The organism is Burkholderia sp. BCC0398, from assembly GCF_902833245.1.
GTDB lineage: Bacteria > Pseudomonadota > Gammaproteobacteria > Burkholderiales > Burkholderiaceae > Burkholderia > Burkholderia sola.
The window spans coordinates 332283-347700 of the sequence record NZ_CADFEM010000010.1 but is presented as its reverse complement, the minus strand read 5'-3'; the positions used below and the strand labels follow the sequence as shown (position 1 = coordinate 347700).

At 65.9% G+C, this 15418-nt stretch carries 14 protein-coding genes, 2 rRNA genes and 1 riboswitch; of the genes, 9 read left to right on the top strand and 7 right to left on the bottom strand.

Annotated elements, in window-relative coordinates; translation table 11 throughout:
- From HWX76_RS23240 to HWX76_RS23225, 4 genes are all read left to right on the top strand, one after another.
- Positions 1 to 96: ribosomal RNA gene (locus HWX76_RS23240) — 23S ribosomal RNA — on the top strand; the annotation flags it as partial.
- 186 nt (positions 97 to 282) lie between these two features.
- Positions 283 to 395 (top strand): 5S ribosomal RNA (gene rrf / locus HWX76_RS23235).
- A 294-nt stretch (positions 396 to 689) separates the two neighbouring features.
- Positions 690 to 965, top strand: coding sequence for a hypothetical protein (locus tag HWX76_RS23230; protein WP_124595062.1), 276 nt, complete (start codon positions 690 to 692; stop codon positions 963 to 965).
- Positions 958 to 2382 carry a DHA2 family efflux MFS transporter permease subunit gene (locus HWX76_RS23225; protein WP_176016392.1) on the top strand — a complete coding sequence of 475 codons (1425 nt, stop codon included), beginning with the start codon at positions 958 to 960 and terminating at the stop codon, positions 2380 to 2382. The genes HWX76_RS23230 and HWX76_RS23225 overlap by 8 nt, the downstream gene beginning before the upstream one ends.
- Positions 2383 to 2639: 257 nt before the next feature.
- On the opposite strand, the gene HWX76_RS23220 is transcribed toward HWX76_RS23225, so the two are convergent.
- The 3 genes from HWX76_RS23220 to HWX76_RS23210 form a co-directional block, all read right to left on the bottom strand.
- Complete coding sequence (locus HWX76_RS23220) at positions 2640 to 3401, bottom strand: 2OG-Fe(II) oxygenase (protein WP_060733620.1); 762 nt, start codon at positions 3399 to 3401, stop codon at positions 2640 to 2642.
- 267 nt (positions 3402 to 3668) lie between these two features.
- Positions 3669 to 5261, bottom strand: a complete 1593-nt coding sequence (locus HWX76_RS23215) for an inorganic phosphate transporter (RefSeq protein ID WP_176016391.1) — start codon at positions 5259 to 5261, stop codon at positions 3669 to 3671.
- Positions 5262 to 5426: 165 nt separating this feature from the next.
- Positions 5427 to 6017 carry a histidine phosphatase family protein gene (locus HWX76_RS23210; RefSeq protein ID WP_050016327.1) on the bottom strand — a complete coding sequence of 197 codons (591 nt, stop codon included), beginning with the start codon at positions 6015 to 6017 and terminating at the stop codon, positions 5427 to 5429.
- Between the two features lie 46 nt (positions 6018 to 6063).
- A riboswitch (cobalamin riboswitch) is annotated at positions 6064 to 6207 on the top strand.
- 32 nt (positions 6208 to 6239) lie between these two features.
- On the opposite strand from HWX76_RS23210, the gene HWX76_RS23205 reads away from it, so the two are divergent.
- The gene (locus HWX76_RS23205; protein WP_006488502.1) at positions 6240 to 6449 is read left to right on the top strand and encodes a CbtB-domain containing protein; all 210 of its coding nucleotides are present in this window, start codon (positions 6240 to 6242) and stop codon (positions 6447 to 6449) included.
- 13 nt (positions 6450 to 6462) lie between these two features.
- Positions 6463 to 7185 carry a CbtA family protein gene (locus HWX76_RS23200; RefSeq protein WP_176016390.1) on the top strand — a complete coding sequence of 241 codons (723 nt, stop codon included), beginning with the start codon at positions 6463 to 6465 and terminating at the stop codon, positions 7183 to 7185.
- A 22-nt stretch (positions 7186 to 7207) separates the two neighbouring features.
- On the opposite strand, the gene HWX76_RS23195 is transcribed toward HWX76_RS23200, so the two are convergent.
- Positions 7208 to 8116: a LysR family transcriptional regulator gene (locus HWX76_RS23195; protein WP_050016323.1), complete on the bottom strand. Its 909-nt coding sequence runs from the start codon at positions 8114 to 8116 to the stop codon at positions 7208 to 7210.
- A gap of 127 nt (positions 8117 to 8243) precedes the next feature.
- Here HWX76_RS23195 and metE point away from each other — a divergent pair, with 127 nt between their 5' ends.
- Positions 8244 to 10538 carry a 5-methyltetrahydropteroyltriglutamate--homocysteine S-methyltransferase gene (metE, locus tag HWX76_RS23190; protein WP_176016389.1) on the top strand — a complete coding sequence of 765 codons (2295 nt, stop codon included), beginning with the start codon at positions 8244 to 8246 and terminating at the stop codon, positions 10536 to 10538.
- 146 nt (positions 10539 to 10684) lie between these two features.
- Here metE and HWX76_RS23185 read toward each other — a convergent pair whose 3' ends face one another.
- Together HWX76_RS23185 and speB are read right to left on the bottom strand one after the other, a co-directional pair.
- Positions 10685 to 12010, bottom strand: a complete 1326-nt coding sequence (locus HWX76_RS23185; protein ID WP_176016388.1) for an MFS transporter — start codon at positions 12008 to 12010, stop codon at positions 10685 to 10687.
- 54 nt (positions 12011 to 12064) lie between these two features.
- A complete protein-coding gene (gene speB, locus HWX76_RS23180) occupies positions 12065 to 13021 on the bottom strand; it encodes an agmatinase (RefSeq protein WP_176016387.1) in 957 nt (318 codons plus the stop codon).
- Positions 13022 to 13155: 134 nt separating this feature from the next.
- Here speB and HWX76_RS23175 point away from each other — a divergent pair, with 134 nt between their 5' ends.
- Positions 13156 to 14073: a LysR family transcriptional regulator gene (locus HWX76_RS23175; RefSeq protein WP_176016386.1), complete on the top strand. Its 918-nt coding sequence runs from the start codon at positions 13156 to 13158 to the stop codon at positions 14071 to 14073.
- Between the two features lie 61 nt (positions 14074 to 14134).
- Here HWX76_RS23175 and HWX76_RS23170 read toward each other — a convergent pair whose 3' ends face one another.
- The gene (locus tag HWX76_RS23170; protein WP_050016315.1) at positions 14135 to 14599 is read right to left on the bottom strand and encodes an Lrp/AsnC family transcriptional regulator; all 465 of its coding nucleotides are present in this window, start codon (positions 14597 to 14599) and stop codon (positions 14135 to 14137) included.
- A gap of 134 nt (positions 14600 to 14733) precedes the next feature.
- Between HWX76_RS23170 and HWX76_RS23165 the strand changes: the two genes are divergently transcribed.
- The gene (locus HWX76_RS23165) at positions 14734 to 15354 is read left to right on the top strand and encodes a LysE family translocator (RefSeq protein WP_050016313.1); all 621 of its coding nucleotides are present in this window, start codon (positions 14734 to 14736) and stop codon (positions 15352 to 15354) included.
- Positions 15355 to 15418 lie beyond the last annotated feature (64 nt).

Sequence of the window (15418 nt, the reverse complement as noted above, 5' to 3'; positions counted from 1 at the left end):
AAGGGTCGTTCGAGACCAGGACGTTGATAGGTCAGGTGTGTAAGCGCAGTAATGCGTTCAGCTAACTGATACTAATTGCCCGTAAGGCTTGATCCTATAACAAGTCTGTCTCGATGCCCGTTGGCGCTTTAGCGCTTACGGACATCGAGCGTCGAGTGTGAGGCACTCGACGTACGACGGTTGAACTACCGCGTACGTGTGAGATACAGCTCACAACCCAACTCAATTACTGCTTCTTCCAGGATTGGTTGTGCTGCGAAGCCAGCACAACAACCCCCTTTGCCTGATGACCATAGCGAGTCGGTCCCACCCCTTCCCATCCCGAACAGGACCGTGAAACGACTCTACGCCGATGATAGTGCGGATTCCCGTGTGAAAGTAGGTAATCGTCAGGCTCCCTAAGCCAAGAACCCCCGCCCGACAAGGCGGGGGTTTTTGCATTTCGGCGTCCCCAAAAGCATGTGGCGAAGCGTGACCGAGGCGACTCCGCTTTCCGCTTACGCAATCCATCGCAGCGAGCGAGCCCCTCATTCAGCGCTCTGCCGTTCTCGAGCACTCCGCGGTTGTGCCGTCTGAATCTCTCACCCCTCCCGCCAACCGGACCCATCCATCTTCAGATCGATTCCGTCACACGCCATACTTCGGATGACGATGTTGTGATGGCCGGTGATGCGCGATATTGAGCGACAATGATCGATAAATACCGCTTTCTGGCGAAAATCTCCGCATCTGCGCGTTCCTCGAGGCACCGCGTCATGCGCATTACTCGGCGAACGCAGCGCGAAATCCTCACAAAAATCTATGCGCATAAAGTTCATTCGCGCGACGTGCGCGACATGCGCGGCAGAGCGGGGAGCCAACCCTTCGGGGTAATATCACCGTTCGTCCCGATTCCCGGGTGCTTGCCTGCATCCGCCCGCGATCGGCGCTTTTTGCATTTCGTCTCCCGCATCGTTCATGACTGACAACCCTGCCCAAGGTGGTCGGACGACCGACTTCTTGCCGTATCTCGTCGCCGCGACGTTCTTCATGGAGTATCTCGACACGACCGTGATCGCGACCGCGCTACCGCAAATGGCGCGCTCGTTCGGTGTGGGGCCGAACGCACTGAGCCTCGGGATGACGGCCTACATGCTGGCGCTGGCGGTGTTCATTCCGATCAGCGGCTGGATCGCGGATCGCTATGGTTCGCGCACCGTCTTCGCGAGCGCGATCGTCGTCTTTACCGGTGCGTCGGTGCTGTGCGGGCTGTCCGAAGGCGTGATGTCGTTCACGGCTGCCCGGCTGCTGCAAGGTGTCGGCGGGGCGATGATGGTGCCGGTCGGGCGGATGATCGTCGTGCGCAGTACCGAGAAGGCGAAGCTGATGCGTGCGATCGCGACGATCACGTGGCCGGGCATCGTCGCGCCCGTCGTCGGGCCGCCGATCGGCGGCTTCATCACAACCTATGCATCGTGGCGATGGATCTTCCTGTTGAACGTCCCGTTCGGCCTGGCCGCGCTCGTTTGTACCTGGCTGATCGTCCGGAATACGCGGACCGACGAGCAACGGCCGCTCGACTGGGTCGGCTTCGTGCTGGCCGGCGGCGCCTTGACCTGCCTGCTGATCGGCACCGAAGCGGCCGGTCAGCAGGATGTCGACTTCGCGCGCGCGGTTGTCCTGGTGGGTGCGAGCGTGCTGTTCGGTATCGCCGCATGGTTGCATGCGCGACGCTGCGCGCATCCGCTGCTCGATTTCACGACGCTGAAGGTGCCGACGTTCTCGGTGACGGTCATCACCGGCTCGATCACGCGGATGGCGATCAACGCCGTCCCGTATCTGCTGCCGCTGCTGTTCCAGATCGGTTTCGGGCTGTCGCCGTTCCAGTCAGGGCTGCTGCTGCTCGCGAGCGCGCTCGGCAATCTCGGGATGAAGGCGGGCACGTCGTGGATCCTCGACCGTTACGGCTTTCGGCGCGTTGCGCTCGTCGACGTGACGATCGTCGGCATCTTCACGATCGCATGCGGCTGGCTGACCGCGTCGACGCCGCTGACGATCACGCTGCTCGTCGTATTCGTCTACGGGCTCACGCGGTCGATGCAGTTCACGACGCTTGCGACGCTGGCTTATGCGGACATCCCGGCTCAGCAGACGAGCGCGGCCAGCACGCTGTGGAGCGCCGCGCAGCAGATGACGATCGGGATGGGGATCGCGTTCGGTGCATTGTCGCTGCGGCTCGCGGCATGGGGGCGCGGCGACGCGGCCGGCATGCATTACGTGCTCGACGATTTCCGCTGGGCGTTCGTCGCGGCGGGCGTGCTCGCGCTGCTGACGTTGCCGGGCTACGCACGGCTGGCGCTCGATGCCGGCGACCGGCTGCGGGCCAGCGTGGCGCGAGGATAGGCTGGACTGCAAATCATGTTGGCGGGGCGACAGGTGAGTAAGCGTGTTTCGTCGTGCTCACCGGAAGCGCTGATTCATTGCGACCGCGATCGCTTGACGGTCAGCGCAATCGGTCTTCGGCCGCCGCGGGCGAGCGGTGTTCTGGCCGGCCATGCTCGGTTGGACCGCTTTCCTCACGATGGCATGCGGTGCCGAGACGAGCATGAATGCAATGCGCAATAAGTGGCGCGGCAGCAGCGCAGCTGTCCCCGCTCCCGCTACTGCGCGTCATGGAAGATGATGCCGACCGTGTGGCGATGGCCGCTTCGGATCCGGCTCACGCCGTGGCGCAGGTTGACGCGATAGACGCCGCGGGTTCCCTGCACGGGCCGGCCGTGTACCGCGAAGATCACTGCGTCGCCTTGCGTCAGCGGCACCACTTCCGCACGCGACTGCATGCGTGGCCGCTGTTCCGTCAACACGAACTCCCCGCCACTGAAATCGCGGCCCGGCGCCGACAGCAGGATCGCGACCTGCAGCGGAAACACGTGCTCGCCATACAGGTCCTGATGGAGGCAGTTGTAGTCGTCGGCGCCGTATTGCAGGATCAGCGGCGTCGATCGCGTCTGTCCTGCCGCGTGGCAGCGATCGAGGAACGTCGCATGGTTTTTCGGATAACGGACGTCGATCCCGAGTGCCTGGTTCCAGCGATTCGCGATCGGTGCGAGATGCGGGTAGATCGTCGTGCGCAGCTCGGCGATGATCGCAGGCAGCGGATACGCGAAATATTTGTACTCACCGCGGCCGAAGCCGTGTCGCGCCATCACGACACGTGAACGATAGAGCGCATCGCGGGGATAGAGCGACGCGAGCGCATCGCACTCGCTTGCCGACATCAGGCCCGGCACGCGCGCGCATCCGTAGCGATCGAGCTCGGCATCGACGCTCGGCCAGTCGAGAGAGTCGACGCGTTGCGCGATGTCCGGCGGTTCGACGGCAGGGGGCAGATCGAGAATGTTCACGGGCGTACCTCGGGGCATCGGCGGTGTCGCGCCGTGCGGTCGCGCACGGTCGAATCCACGACGAAAGTTGACGAACCCAGTCTAGCGGCGTCCGGGCGCCGGCACGCTCCAGATCTTGCGCTTTAATTCCGGCCAGGAAACGGGGAAACGTTGAAGGCGCGGTATCGGCACACTGAATGTGGCGACGGGCCGGAGCGGCGAGGGAAGCGGAAAGGCGGAGAAGCGCCACATCCAACCTACCGCAGCAGGTAGCCGGCTATCGCCCGCCCCCCGCCGCGTACACGATCACGCCAGCGACCGGAACAACCAGTAAAGCCCAGCCGCCAGCGCGATCGACGCCGGCAGCGTCAGCACCCATGCGAGGACGAGGCTGCGCACCGTGCTCCATTGCAGCCCGGAGCCGTTCGCCGCCATCGTGCCCGCGACACCCGACGACAGCACGTGAGTCGTCGACACGGGCAGCCCGTACATGTCGGCGGCGCCGATCGTCAGCATCGCGACCAGTTCGGCCGATGCGCCCTGTCCGTACGTCAGATGCTGCTTGCCGATTTTTTCGCCGACGGTCACGACGATCCGCTTCCATCCGACCATCGTGCCGAGACCCAGTGCGATCGCGACGGCGACCTTCACCCACGTCGGAATGAACTTCGTCGCGTGGTCGAGCTGCTTGCGATAGTTGTCGATCGCGAGCTTGTCGTCGGCGGCGAACGCGGGCTGGCCCGACTTCTCCATCAGACGAATGGCTTCGGACACCAGATACATCGTGTTGCGCACGTTGTCGACGTCGCGCTGCGGCACGGCCGCCATCGAGCCCGACGCGCCGACGGCGGTCGCAAGCGACGTGGACAACTGCGCGACGGCCGGCAGCACGGCGGGCGTCAGTTCGCGATGCTGCACGTAGTATTCGACATCGGCGCGCGGGTTCGCGGACGGCGCGACGCCGTTCGTGTATTTCCCGAACGTCGCGGCCGCCTGGTTCGCGACCGCCACGAAGGTCTGCGATTCGGCGGGCGTGACGGCCTTGTTCAGCGCATACGCGGTGGGCACCGTGCCGATCAGGATCAGCATGATGAGGCCCATCCCTTTCTGTCCGTCGTTCGACCCGTGCGCGAACGACACGCCGGTGCAGGTGAGGATCAGCAGGCAGCGAATCCAGAACGGCGGCGGCTGATCCTTCGGCGGCTCCTTGTACAACTCAGGAATCCGCACGGCGGCCTTCAGCACGAGCAGCAGCAGCGACGCACACAGGAAGCCGACGATCGGCGACAGCAGCAGCGACTTGCCGACGCCGAGCGCCTGGCCCCAGTCGACACCGCTCGTGCCGGACGGCCCGTGCAGCAGCTGGTTCATCAGCCCGACGCCGATGATCGACCCGATCAGCGTGTGCGAGCTCGACGACGGCAACCCGAAATACCAGGTCGCGAGGTTCCAGACGATCGCGGCGATCAGCAGCGCGAACACCATCGCGAAGCCCGAGCCGCTGCCGACCTGCAGGATCAGCTCGACCGGCAGCAACTGCAGGATCCCGAACGCGACGGCGCCGCTCGAAACCATTACGCCGAGGAAGTTCCACATGCCCGACCAGATCACCGCGACGTTCGGCGTCAGCGAGTGCGTATAGATCACGGTCGCGACCGCATTCGCGGTGTCGTGGAAGCCGTTGACGAATTCGAAGCCGAGCGCGATCAGCAGCGCGGCGCCGAGCAGCAGGTACGGGAACAACGTCCCTTCGCGGACCGGCGCCAGATCGTCGATCAGGTGCGTGGCGATATAGACGGCGCCGAGCACGAGCACCAGCAGGAACGCGGCATAGCCGATCTGCCGGGTGCGTGCGACGGAACCCAGATTGTTCGGGGCGGATGAAGCAGGTTGATTCATGACGGCATCTCGTGAGGGAACCGCGTCCGATCCTAGCTGCGGCTAGCAGTCAGTTTGATGACAGTCGGGATGACGAACGGTGTGTCTTACGGGATGTAAGGCGAGCGGCGACATGCGACGCGTCGGCGCGCATCGTTCGCTCACATAGTGAGCAGGACAGTGAGTTTACGCGCCGGTGTCGCGCACGTTGGCGGCCGTCGCGGCCAACGTCCAGCCGCTCGGCGACGCGACGAATGTCGTGCACGACAGCGGCGCGACGTCGAGACGCGCGGCGGCCTCGAGGCTCATCCGCCGCACGTGCGCGAGGGTTGCGCGGACGATCGGCGCATGCGTGATCGCGACGACATCGCGATCCGTCGGCAGCGTGCTCAACCATGTGCCGACCCGATGCGCGGCGGCGTCGAACGATTCGCCGCGATGCGGCGACGCGGACGGCGTGCCGATCCACGCGGCCAGTTCGTCGGGCAGGTCGCGCGCGAGATCGTGCAGCCGCTTGCCGCGCCAGTTGCCGTAGTCGATGTCGCGCAGCGCGTCGTCGATGTCGGCGTGCAACCCGAGCGCATCGGCGGTCTGCGTTGCGCAGCGTGCCGGGCTGCACAGCACGAGCGAGCCGGCAGCACCCGTCAGCCGGCCGCGCAGCGCAGCGGCTTCGGCGAGCCCGTGCGCGTCGAGCAGGTCGTCGTCGGGAAACGTGCCGGTGCGCATCGCGCGGGTCGATGCGTGTGCGATCAGGCAGAGCGAGGCAGGTTTGGTCATGTCGGTTGTCGGATGATCCGGAGCGGGACGCGCTTACCCGTGTGTCATCGCTTCAATACGCGAACGTTCGCGCGTACAATTCGCCCGATACGAAGCGCGGAAGCCGGTGCAATTCCGGCGCGGTCGCGCCACTGTAACCGGGGAATCGACGATCCCGGAAGCCAGACCTGCCTTCGTACCCATCCATCATTTGTCGGGGCGCGATTCCCCTGAGGTGCATCCATGAGCGAAGCAGTGCTGAAGCCGGCGGTCGTGCCGGCCCCCATCCCCGTCCGCGAGCTGTTGCCCTGGGCCGTGTTCGTCGGCCTGATCCTGCTGCTCGCGCTGTATTTCGTCGGTGCGGAACAGGGCGCGACGTCGCTCGTGCCGGGCATGTATGTCCACGAATTCGTCCACGACGGCCGCCATCTGCTCGGCTTTCCCTGCCACTGACGCGGAGCCTGCGATGGTCGGAAAGCTACTCATGCGCGGGATGCTCGCAGGCATCGCCGCGGGCCTCCTCACGTTCGGTTTCGCCAGGATCGTCGGCGAACCGCAAGTCGATCAGGCGATCGCCGTCGAAGAGAAAACCGCCGCCGCCCAAGGCGAGGCGCCGGAACCCGAGCTGGTCAGCCGCCACACGCAGGCCGGCCTTGGGCTGCTGACGGGCGTCGTGACGTACGGCGCGGCATTCGGCGGGCTGTTCTCGCTGGTGTTCGCGTATGCGTACGGACGCGGCAGCCGCCTGCCGGCACGGCCGCTGGCCGCGTGGCTCGCGCTGGCGGCGTTCGTCGCGCTCGTGATCGTGCCGAACCTCAAGTACCCGGCCAATCCGCCGTCGGTCGGCGACCCCGACACGATCGGCTATCGCACCGGCCTGTTCTTCCTGATGATCGCGATCTCGGTCGCGACGATGGTGTTCTCGGTCGGCGTGCGCCGCCATCTGCTGGCGAAGCTCGGCCCGTGGAACGCATCGATCGTCGCCGGGCTCGTGTTCGTCGCGATCATCGTGGCCGTGCAGATCGGGCTGCCGTCGGTCAGCGAGTTGCCGGCCGATTTTCCGGCGACCTTGCTGTGGAAGTTCCGCGTGGCGGCCATCGGCATGCAGGTGATCATGTGGACGACGATCGGCCTGCTGTTCGGCGCGTGGGTCGAGCGCGGCGAACGCGCCGGCCTGCGCGCCGCCTGACGCGCGGGGCAACCGGGCGCGCCTAGCGCAGCATGCGCGGCGCGCTCCACGTCGATTCGCGCGCCAGCGCGACGAACGCGGCCAGATAGTCGATCGCTGCGTCCGCTTCGCGGATGCCGAGGAAGATCTGCTTCGCGATGCCGTTCTTGCCGAGCTTGACCGGCACGACCGGCATCCGGTCCGCATACTCGTCGGCAAGCCACCGCGGCAGCGCGGCCACGCCGCGCGCGCTCGCGACCATCTGCAACATGATGTCGGTCGTCTCGATCGACTTGTGCCGCCTCGGCACGATGCCGGCCGGCGTCAGGAACTGGTTGTAGATGTCGAGCCGGTCGGTCTCGACCGGGTACGTGATCAGGATTTCGTCGGTCAGTTGTTCGGGCGTCACGTAGTCGACGTTCGCGAACCGGTGCGAATCCGCGACCACCAGCACCTGTTCGTAGTCGAACACCGGGTCGAAGCGCAGCCCCGGCTTGTTCAGCGGATCGGGCGTCACGAGCACGTCGATGTCGTAACCGAACAGCGCGCCGATGCCGCCGAACTGGAAGCGCTGCTTCACGTCCACGTCGACGTCGGGCCAGCGCGACAGGTACGGCGACACGACCTTCAGCAGCCACTGATAGCACGGGTGGCACTCCATCCCGATGCGCAGCGTGCCGCGCTCGCCCTTCGCGTACTGCTTCATCCGCTCCTCGGCGAGCTCGAACTGCGGCAGCAGCCGGTTCGCCAGCTTCAGCAGATAGTGCCCGCCCTGCGTGAGCCGCAGGCCGCGGCCTTCGCGGTCCCAGATCGCCGTGCCGAGCTGCTGCTCGACTTTCCTGACGGTGTGGCTGAGCGCCGATTGCGTGAGGTGCAGCGCATTGGCCGCCGCGGTCAGCGAGCCCTGGCGCTCGACTTCACGTATGACGACGAGATGGAATCGTTCCAGCATGGATTGCGTGCATCGGGTAGAGGCATGAAAAATGTTAATGGATGAATGAAATAATGCCATTTTATTTCATGGTTTGAAATCCCTATGATGGCTGCCGGATCTACACTTTCTTCTGGACGGCAGCTTCATGGTCACGACACACAACCTCGGTTTTCCGCGCATCGGCGCGAAGCGCGAACTCAAGTTCGGTCTCGAACGCTACTGGAAGGGCGAATCGTCGCGCGACGAACTGAAGGCGCTTGGCGCCGAGTTGCGCCGGCGTCATTGGCACGACCAGCGCGATCTCGATCTCGCGCCGATCGGCGACTTCGCGTTCTACGACCAGGTGCTCGACATGAGCTTCACGCTCGGCAACCTGCCGAAGCGCGTGCAGGATTTCCACGGCGATGCGCTCGACAACACTTTCCGCGTCGCACGCGGCCGTTCGGCGCAGTCGACGGAGGAGCACGCCGCGTGCTGCGGCGGGGTCGCGGCCGGTGAAATGACGAAGTGGTTCGATACGAACTACCACTACATCGTGCCGGAGTTCCATGCGGACACGAATTTCTCGCTCGATCCGTCGCGTCTGCTCCAGCAACTCGCCGAAGCGACCGCGCAGGGCGTGAATGCGAAACCGGTGATTCTCGGCCCCGTCACGTACCTGTGGCTCGGCAAGGCGAAGGACGATTCCGACCGCCTCGCGCTGCTGCCGAAGCTGCTGCCGGTGTACGGCGCGCTGCTCGACACGCTGACCGCGCAGGGTGTCGAATGGGTGCAGATCGACGAACCGATTCTCGTGACCGAGCTCGATGCCGAATGGCGCCAGGCATTCCGCATCGCGTACGAGGCGCTGGAAACGCGCCGCATCAAGCTGCTGCTCGCCACGTACTTCGGCCAGCTTCAGGACAACCTGACGCTCGCGGCGTCGCTGCCGGTCGACGGCCTGCATATCGACGCGATCAACGCACGCGACGAAGCCGACGCGCTGGTGCGCGAACTGCCGCCGGAGCGCGTGCTGTCGGTCGGCGCGATCAACGGCCGCAACATCTGGAAGACCGACCTGAACGCCGCGCTCGACTGGCTCGAGCCGTTCGCGAAGCAACTGGGCGACCGGCTGTGGCTCGCGCCGTCATGCTCGCTGTTGCACGTGCCGGTCGATCTCGCGAGCGAAGAGAAGCTCGACGCGGAAATCCGCTCGTGGCTCGCGTTCGCGCTGCAGAAGCTCGACGAGCTGAAGGTGCTTGCGACCGCACTGAACGAAGGCCGCGACAAGGTGGCCGACGCGCTCGCCGCGAATGCCGCCGCGATCGATTCGCGGCGCCGCTCGCCGCGCGTGAACAACCCGGCGGTGAAGGCCGCGCTCGCGCGCATCGACGCGCCGCTCGGCAACCGCGCGAGCCCGTATACGCAGCGTGCATCGAAGCAGTCGGCGCGCCTGAACCTGCCGGCGTTCCCGACGACGACGATCGGCTCGTTCCCGCAGACCGCCGACATCCGCCAGGCGCGCAGCCGGTTCAAGGCCGGCGCGCTGGACGAAGCCGGCTATCGCGCGGCGATGCAGGCCGAGATCGAACGCAGCGTGCGCGAACAGGAATCGCTCGAACTCGACGTGCTCGTGCATGGCGAAGCCGAGCGCAACGACATGGTCGAATACTTCGGCGAACAGCTCGACGGCTATGCGTTCAGTCAGTTCGGCTGGGTGCAGTCGTACGGTTCGCGCTGCGTGAAGCCGCCGATCTTGTTCGGCGACATCAGCCGCCCGAAGGCGATGACGGTCGAATGGATCGCCTATGCGCAGTCGCTGACGGACAAGCCGATGAAGGGCATGCTGACCGGCCCCGTGACGATCCTGAACTGGTCGTTCGTGCGCGACGACCAGCCGCGCTCGGTGTCGTGCTACCAGCTTGCGCTGGCGATCCGCGATGAAGTGCTCGATCTCGAGAAGGCCGGCGTGCGCGTGATCCAGATCGACGAAGCCGCGCTGCGCGAAGGGCTGCCGCTGCGCCGCGCGCAATGGAGCGACTACCTGAAGTGGGCGGTCGAGTCGTTCCGCATCACCGCGAACGGCGTGCAGGACGATACGCAGATCCACACGCACATGTGCTATTCGGAGTTCAACGACATCATCGCGTCGATCGCCGACATGGACGCGGACGTGATCACGATCGAGACGTCGCGCTCCGACATGGAGTTGCTCGATGCGTTCGACACCTTCAAGTATCCGAATGAAATCGGGCCGGGCGTGTACGACATTCACTCGCCGAACATCCCGACGCAGGATCATATCGTCGGGCTGATGAGGAAGGCGGCCGAGCGGATTCCGGCGGAACGTCTGTGGGTGAACCCGGACTGCGGGCTGAAGACGCGTCAGTGGGCGGAAGTGATTCCGGCGCTGACGAACATGGTCGCCGCGGCGAAGACGCTGCGTAGCCAGGTGCGGTAACCACGCAGCGAACGCAGGGCGGTAGCGGTCGCCGATCGTCGATCATCGATCATCGATCATCGATCGGGCGGCAAAGAAAACGACCCGCGAAAGCGGGTCGTTTTACGTCATGCATGCATGTGCGACAGGGCGCTACGCGTCGAGCGCTACGCGGCGCGTGCGCCGCGCGGCAGCGCTTCGCGCGTCTTGCCGGGCGCGCCCGCATCGTCGATGCTGACGCGGCGCGAGATCAACCACACGCACAGCGACGACAGCACGGCGGCGCTCGTGTATTGGAGCGCGAGCGGCCACCATTGCGGGGCCGCGTTCTGCGCGATCAGCGTCGCGACGAGCGGCGTGAGGCCGCCGGCGAGCGCGCCGCACACCTGGTACGCGATCGAAATTGCCGTATAGCGGATCCGTGCGATGAAGATGCCGCTGACGAAGCCCGCGACGACCGAGTAGTAGCCCGATTCCGCGAGCGTCGCGAGGCCGACGCCGACCGTGATCGACACCGGCGTGCCCATATGCACGAGCGGCAGCATCACGAACGGGACGATCATCGCCCACGCGCCGGTGATCAGCAGCACGCGCGTGGTGCCGAAGCGCTGCGCGAGGAACGCGGCCGCGAGCTGCACGACGAACTGCAGCACCGCGACGATCGTCATGCAATGCAGCACCATCGACCGGTCGAGCGACAGGAACTGGGTCGCGTAGCTGATCATGAAGATGTTGCTGAAATACACGCCGGCGATCCCGTACACGTTCGCGCCGATCGCGAGCAACAGCAGCGGCCAGGCCTTGAGCGCCTCGCGCAGCGGTTTTTGCGCGATGTTGCCGCTCTTCCTGACTTCCTCGAACTCGGGCGATTCCGACACGCTCGCACGGATCACGAAGCCGACGACCAGCAGCACGGAACTCGCAAGGAACGGCACGCGCCAGCCCCAGCTCATCATGTCGTCCTTCGACAGCGTGCTGATCGCGCCGAACGCGAGCATCGACAGGATCAGGCCGCTTGCGCTGCCCAGCTGCGCGAACGACGCGAAGAACGTGCGCTTGCCTTCGGGCGCATGCTCGCCGGCCAGCAGCACCGCGCCGCCCCATTCGCCGCCCACTGCGATGCCTTGCAGCACGCGCATCAGCACGAGCAGGATCGGTGCGATCACGCCGGCTTGCGCATGCGTGGGAAGCAGGCCGATCGCGACCGTCGACACGGCCATCAGCATCAGCGTCGCGAGCAGCGACCGCTTGCGGCCGAAGCGGTCGCCGAGATAGCCGAACATCACGCCGCCGAGCGGCCGCGCGAAGAAGCCGACCGCGAACGAGCCGAACGATGCAAGCAGGCTGATGAAACGGTTTTCGCCGGGAAAGAACAGCGGCCCGAACACGATGGCGGCGGCGGTCGCATAACTATAGAAGTCGTACCACTCGATCGTGGTGCCGACGAACGACGCGAGCGCCGCCCGCTTCGGTTGCTTGACGGAAGTCCCCATCTTTCTGTGTGCTCCTCTGGAATCCTCTGATTTGGAATAGTGGCGGCGCCGGGATCAATCGCGGTACTTGACGCCCGGCAGCACGCACAGCAGCTCGTACGCGAGGTTCGCGCCGAGCAGCGCGGTGGTGCCGAACGGGTCGTACGGCGGCGCGACTTCGACGAGATCGCAGCCGACGATGTTCAGCCCCTTCGCGCCGCGGATGATCTCGAGCGCCTGCGGCACCGTGAGGCCCGCGATTTCCGGCGTGCCGGTGCCCGGCGCGTAGGCCGGATCGATGCCGTCGATGTCGAACGTGATGTAGACGGGCGTGTCGCCGATGCGCGCGCGCACTTCTTCCATCAGCGGCGCGAGCGACTTGTTCCAGCATTCCTCGGCCTGGACCACGCGGAAGCCCTGCTCGCGGCACCAGTCGAAATCCTCGGCCGCGTAGCCGGTGCCGCGCAGGCCGATCTGCGTGACCTTGTCGCCGTGCAGCAGTCCTTCCTCGACCGCGCGGCGGAACGGCGTGCCGTGCGCGATCTTTTCGCCCATCATCGTGTCGTTCACGTCGGCATGTGCATCGACGTGGATCAATGCAACCTTGCCGTGCTTGCGGTGGATCGCGCGCAGGATCGGCAGTGCGATCGTGTGGTCGCCGCCGAGCGTGATCGGCTTGCAGTCGTGCTCGAGAATCGCGTCGTACGCGGCTTCGATGCGGGCGATCGAATCGTGCAGGTTGTACGGGTTGATCGCGACGTCGCCGATGTCGGCGATCTGCAGCGAATCGAACGGTGCTGCGCGCGTGGCCATGTTGTACGGGCGCAGCAGCACGGATTCGGTGCGGATCTGGCGCGGGCCGAAGCGCGCGCCGGTGCGGTTCGACGTGCCGAGATCGAACGGCACGCCGACGAAACAGGCGTCGAGGCCTTCGGCGCTCGACACGTGCGGCAGGCGCATCATCGTCGCGATGCCGCCGGAGCGCGGCATTTCATTGCCGCCGAGCGGCTGGAAATGGATGGGGTCGTTCATGGGGTCGTCTCTTCCGGTGTGGGGCTGCCGTATCATGCGACGCGGCCTGGCGCACAGTTTTACGCGCTCGGCCGGGAAAGAAGAATGCGAAGATATCGACGTAAACATCGATCTTCATCGATGTATGGAAGGGGATGAACGTGCTGGGGAATCTGTCGACCCTCGATCTGCGGTTGATCCGCGTGTTTCTCGCGGTCACGGACGCGGGCGGCGTGTCGGCCGCGCAGGCGATGCTGAACGTCGGCCAGTCGACGATCAGCGCGCAGCTGTCGTCGCTCGAGACGCGGCTCGGCTACCGGCTCTGCGAGCGCGGCCGCAGCGGCTTCCGGCTCACGCCGAAGGGCGAGCGGTTCCACGCGATGAGCCGCAGGCTGCTCGCGGCGCTCGACGAGTTCGGGATGGCCGCGCGGCACATGGACCGCCAACTGGTCGGCACGCTGAACATCGGCCTGATCGGTCATACGCCGGTCAGCCAGAATGCGCGGATCGCCGAGGCGATCGCCGCGTTCCGCACGCGCGACGAGGCCGTGCGCTTCTCGATTTCGGTGCGCGCGCCGGGCGATCTCGAGGAAAAGCTGCTGAGCAACGAGATCCAGATCGCGGTCGGCTATTTCTGGCATCGCGTGCCGACGCTGCACTACACGCCGCTGTTCATCGAGCGGCAGGTCGCGTACTGCGGCCGCGGCCATCCGCTGTTCGAACGCGCCGGCACGCTGACGCCGGCCGACGTCGCCGGCTTCGAGTGGGCCTGGCGCTCGTATCCGCTGCCGGAGGCGCAGATGTCGACGACGCCCGATCGCGTGACCGCGACCGCCGACAACATGGAGGCCGTCGCGCTGCTGATCCTGTCCGGTCATCACCTCGGCTACCTGCCGCAGCACTTCGCGGCGCCGTATGTCGCGCAGGGGCTGCTCGCGCCGCTCAATCCCGAGCAGCTGCACTATGAAGTCACGTTCCACGTGGTCGTGGCGCGCGACGGGCGCGGCGATCCGGTCGTCGAAGCGTTTCTCGAGGATCTCGAACGCGCGCATCAGTCGCCCGACGCGGTGTGACGCCGGCGCGGCCGACAATGTGAACAAGCGTTGCGCGCGCGGCTTGTCGGCCCGGCGTGCGTCACGGCACCGGCAACCCCGCGTCGTGCTTCACCTCGCGCAACGACAGCGCCGATTCGATCGACGTCACGCCCGGCAGCATCCGCAGCGAATCGCGCAGGAACGTGCCGTAGTCGTCGAGGTCGCGCGCGACCACCTGCAGCAGGTAATCGGCCGTGCCTGCTACGTTGTGGCACGCGAGGATCCGCTCGATGCCGAGCACTTCCCGTTCGAACCGGTCGGCGACCTTGCGGTCGTGCGTCGCGAACCGCACGAGCACGAACGCGACCACGCCGAAGCCCAGCGCCTGGCGCGACAGCTGCGCGCGATAGCGCTCGATGTAGCCGTCGTTTTCCAGACGTTTCAGGCGCCGCGCGCACGGCGTCTCGGACAGGCCGACGGATTCGGCGAGCCGCGCGATCGGCAGGCGGCCGTCGCGTTGCACCGCGGCGAGTATCGCGCGGTCGGTTTTGTCGAGCTCGGTCATGTTGGTGGAATCCTTTTTACAGTTTCGTGATTGTGGCGGATTCCCCTACGAATCGCCATTCCTGAGCCAAAGTTGGCCAATAATCCCTCCGCCTTCAGCGGCAACATATCGTCATTGAAGGACGGGGGCAGACCATGATTTCCACGCATTTGCTGTTGATTTATCTCGCCGCGCTGGCGGCCATTTACGCGGTGCCCGGGCCCGACATGGCGCTCGTGCTGCAGACCAGCATCGGCCGCGGCGTGCGGCCGGGGATGGCCGCGGCGGCCGGCCTGTCGCTCGCGCGCACCGCGCACGTGACGCTGTCGGCGTGCGGTGTCGCGGCGCTGATCCGCAGCGCGCCCTGGTTGTACGAGGTGATCCGCTACGGCGGCGCGTTCTATCTCGCGTACGTCGCGATCCAGGTGTTCCGCTCGCCGGTGTTCGCGCTCGGCGACGGCGACGCGGCGGCGGGCGAGTTGCGGCAATCGTTCGTGAAAGGGCTGCTGACCAACCTGCTGAACCCGAAGGCGCTGCTGTTCTGCTCGGTGCTGCTGCCGCAGTTCGTGCGGCCCGAGGCCGGGCCGGTCGTCTGGCAGATGTTCGCGCTCGGCGCGCTGCTGGTGGCGGCCGGCGTGTGCTTCGACCTCGCGTGCGTGTTCGGCGCGTCGCGCATCGCGGCGTGGATGCGCGCGCATCCGCTCGCGCAGACGGTGCAGCGCTGGACTTTTTCCGCTGCGTTGATCGGTTTTGCGCTGCGGTTGTCGATGGACTGAGACCGAGCGCCGCCGCATGGTCGCCGCGGGGTAGGCAGGCCGCGCGCGATGCCGGCCTTCGCGC

Excerpts from the sequence above, each read along its gene's own strand:
- HWX76_RS23230 (WP_124595062.1), top strand. The coding sequence starts at position 690 with ATGATCGATAAATACCGCTTTCTGGCGAAAATCTCCGCATCTGCGCGT.
- HWX76_RS23225 (WP_176016392.1), top strand. The coding sequence starts at position 958 with ATGACTGACAACCCTGCCCAAGGTGGTCGGACGACCGACTTCTTGCCG.
- HWX76_RS23220 (WP_060733620.1), bottom strand. The coding sequence starts at position 3,401 with ATGCCCCGAGGTACGCCCGTGAACATTCTCGATCTGCCCCCTGCCGTC.
- HWX76_RS23215 (WP_176016391.1), bottom strand. The coding sequence starts at position 5,261 with ATGAATCAACCTGCTTCATCCGCCCCGAACAATCTGGGTTCCGTCGCA.
- HWX76_RS23210 (WP_050016327.1), bottom strand. The coding sequence starts at position 6,017 with ATGACCAAACCTGCCTCGCTCTGCCTGATCGCACACGCATCGACCCGC.
- HWX76_RS23205 (WP_006488502.1), top strand. The coding sequence starts at position 6,240 with ATGAGCGAAGCAGTGCTGAAGCCGGCGGTCGTGCCGGCCCCCATCCCC.
- HWX76_RS23200 (WP_176016390.1), top strand. The coding sequence starts at position 6,463 with ATGGTCGGAAAGCTACTCATGCGCGGGATGCTCGCAGGCATCGCCGCG.
- HWX76_RS23195 (WP_050016323.1), bottom strand. The coding sequence starts at position 8,116 with ATGCTGGAACGATTCCATCTCGTCGTCATACGTGAAGTCGAGCGCCAG.
- metE (WP_176016389.1), top strand. The coding sequence starts at position 8,244 with ATGGTCACGACACACAACCTCGGTTTTCCGCGCATCGGCGCGAAGCGC.
- HWX76_RS23185 (WP_176016388.1), bottom strand. The coding sequence starts at position 12,010 with ATGGGGACTTCCGTCAAGCAACCGAAGCGGGCGGCGCTCGCGTCGTTC.
- speB (WP_176016387.1), bottom strand. The coding sequence starts at position 13,021 with ATGAACGACCCCATCCATTTCCAGCCGCTCGGCGGCAATGAAATGCCG.
- HWX76_RS23175 (WP_176016386.1), top strand. The coding sequence starts at position 13,156 with ATGAACGTGCTGGGGAATCTGTCGACCCTCGATCTGCGGTTGATCCGC.
- HWX76_RS23170 (WP_050016315.1), bottom strand. The coding sequence starts at position 14,599 with ATGACCGAGCTCGACAAAACCGACCGCGCGATACTCGCCGCGGTGCAA.
- HWX76_RS23165 (WP_050016313.1), top strand. The coding sequence starts at position 14,734 with ATGATTTCCACGCATTTGCTGTTGATTTATCTCGCCGCGCTGGCGGCC.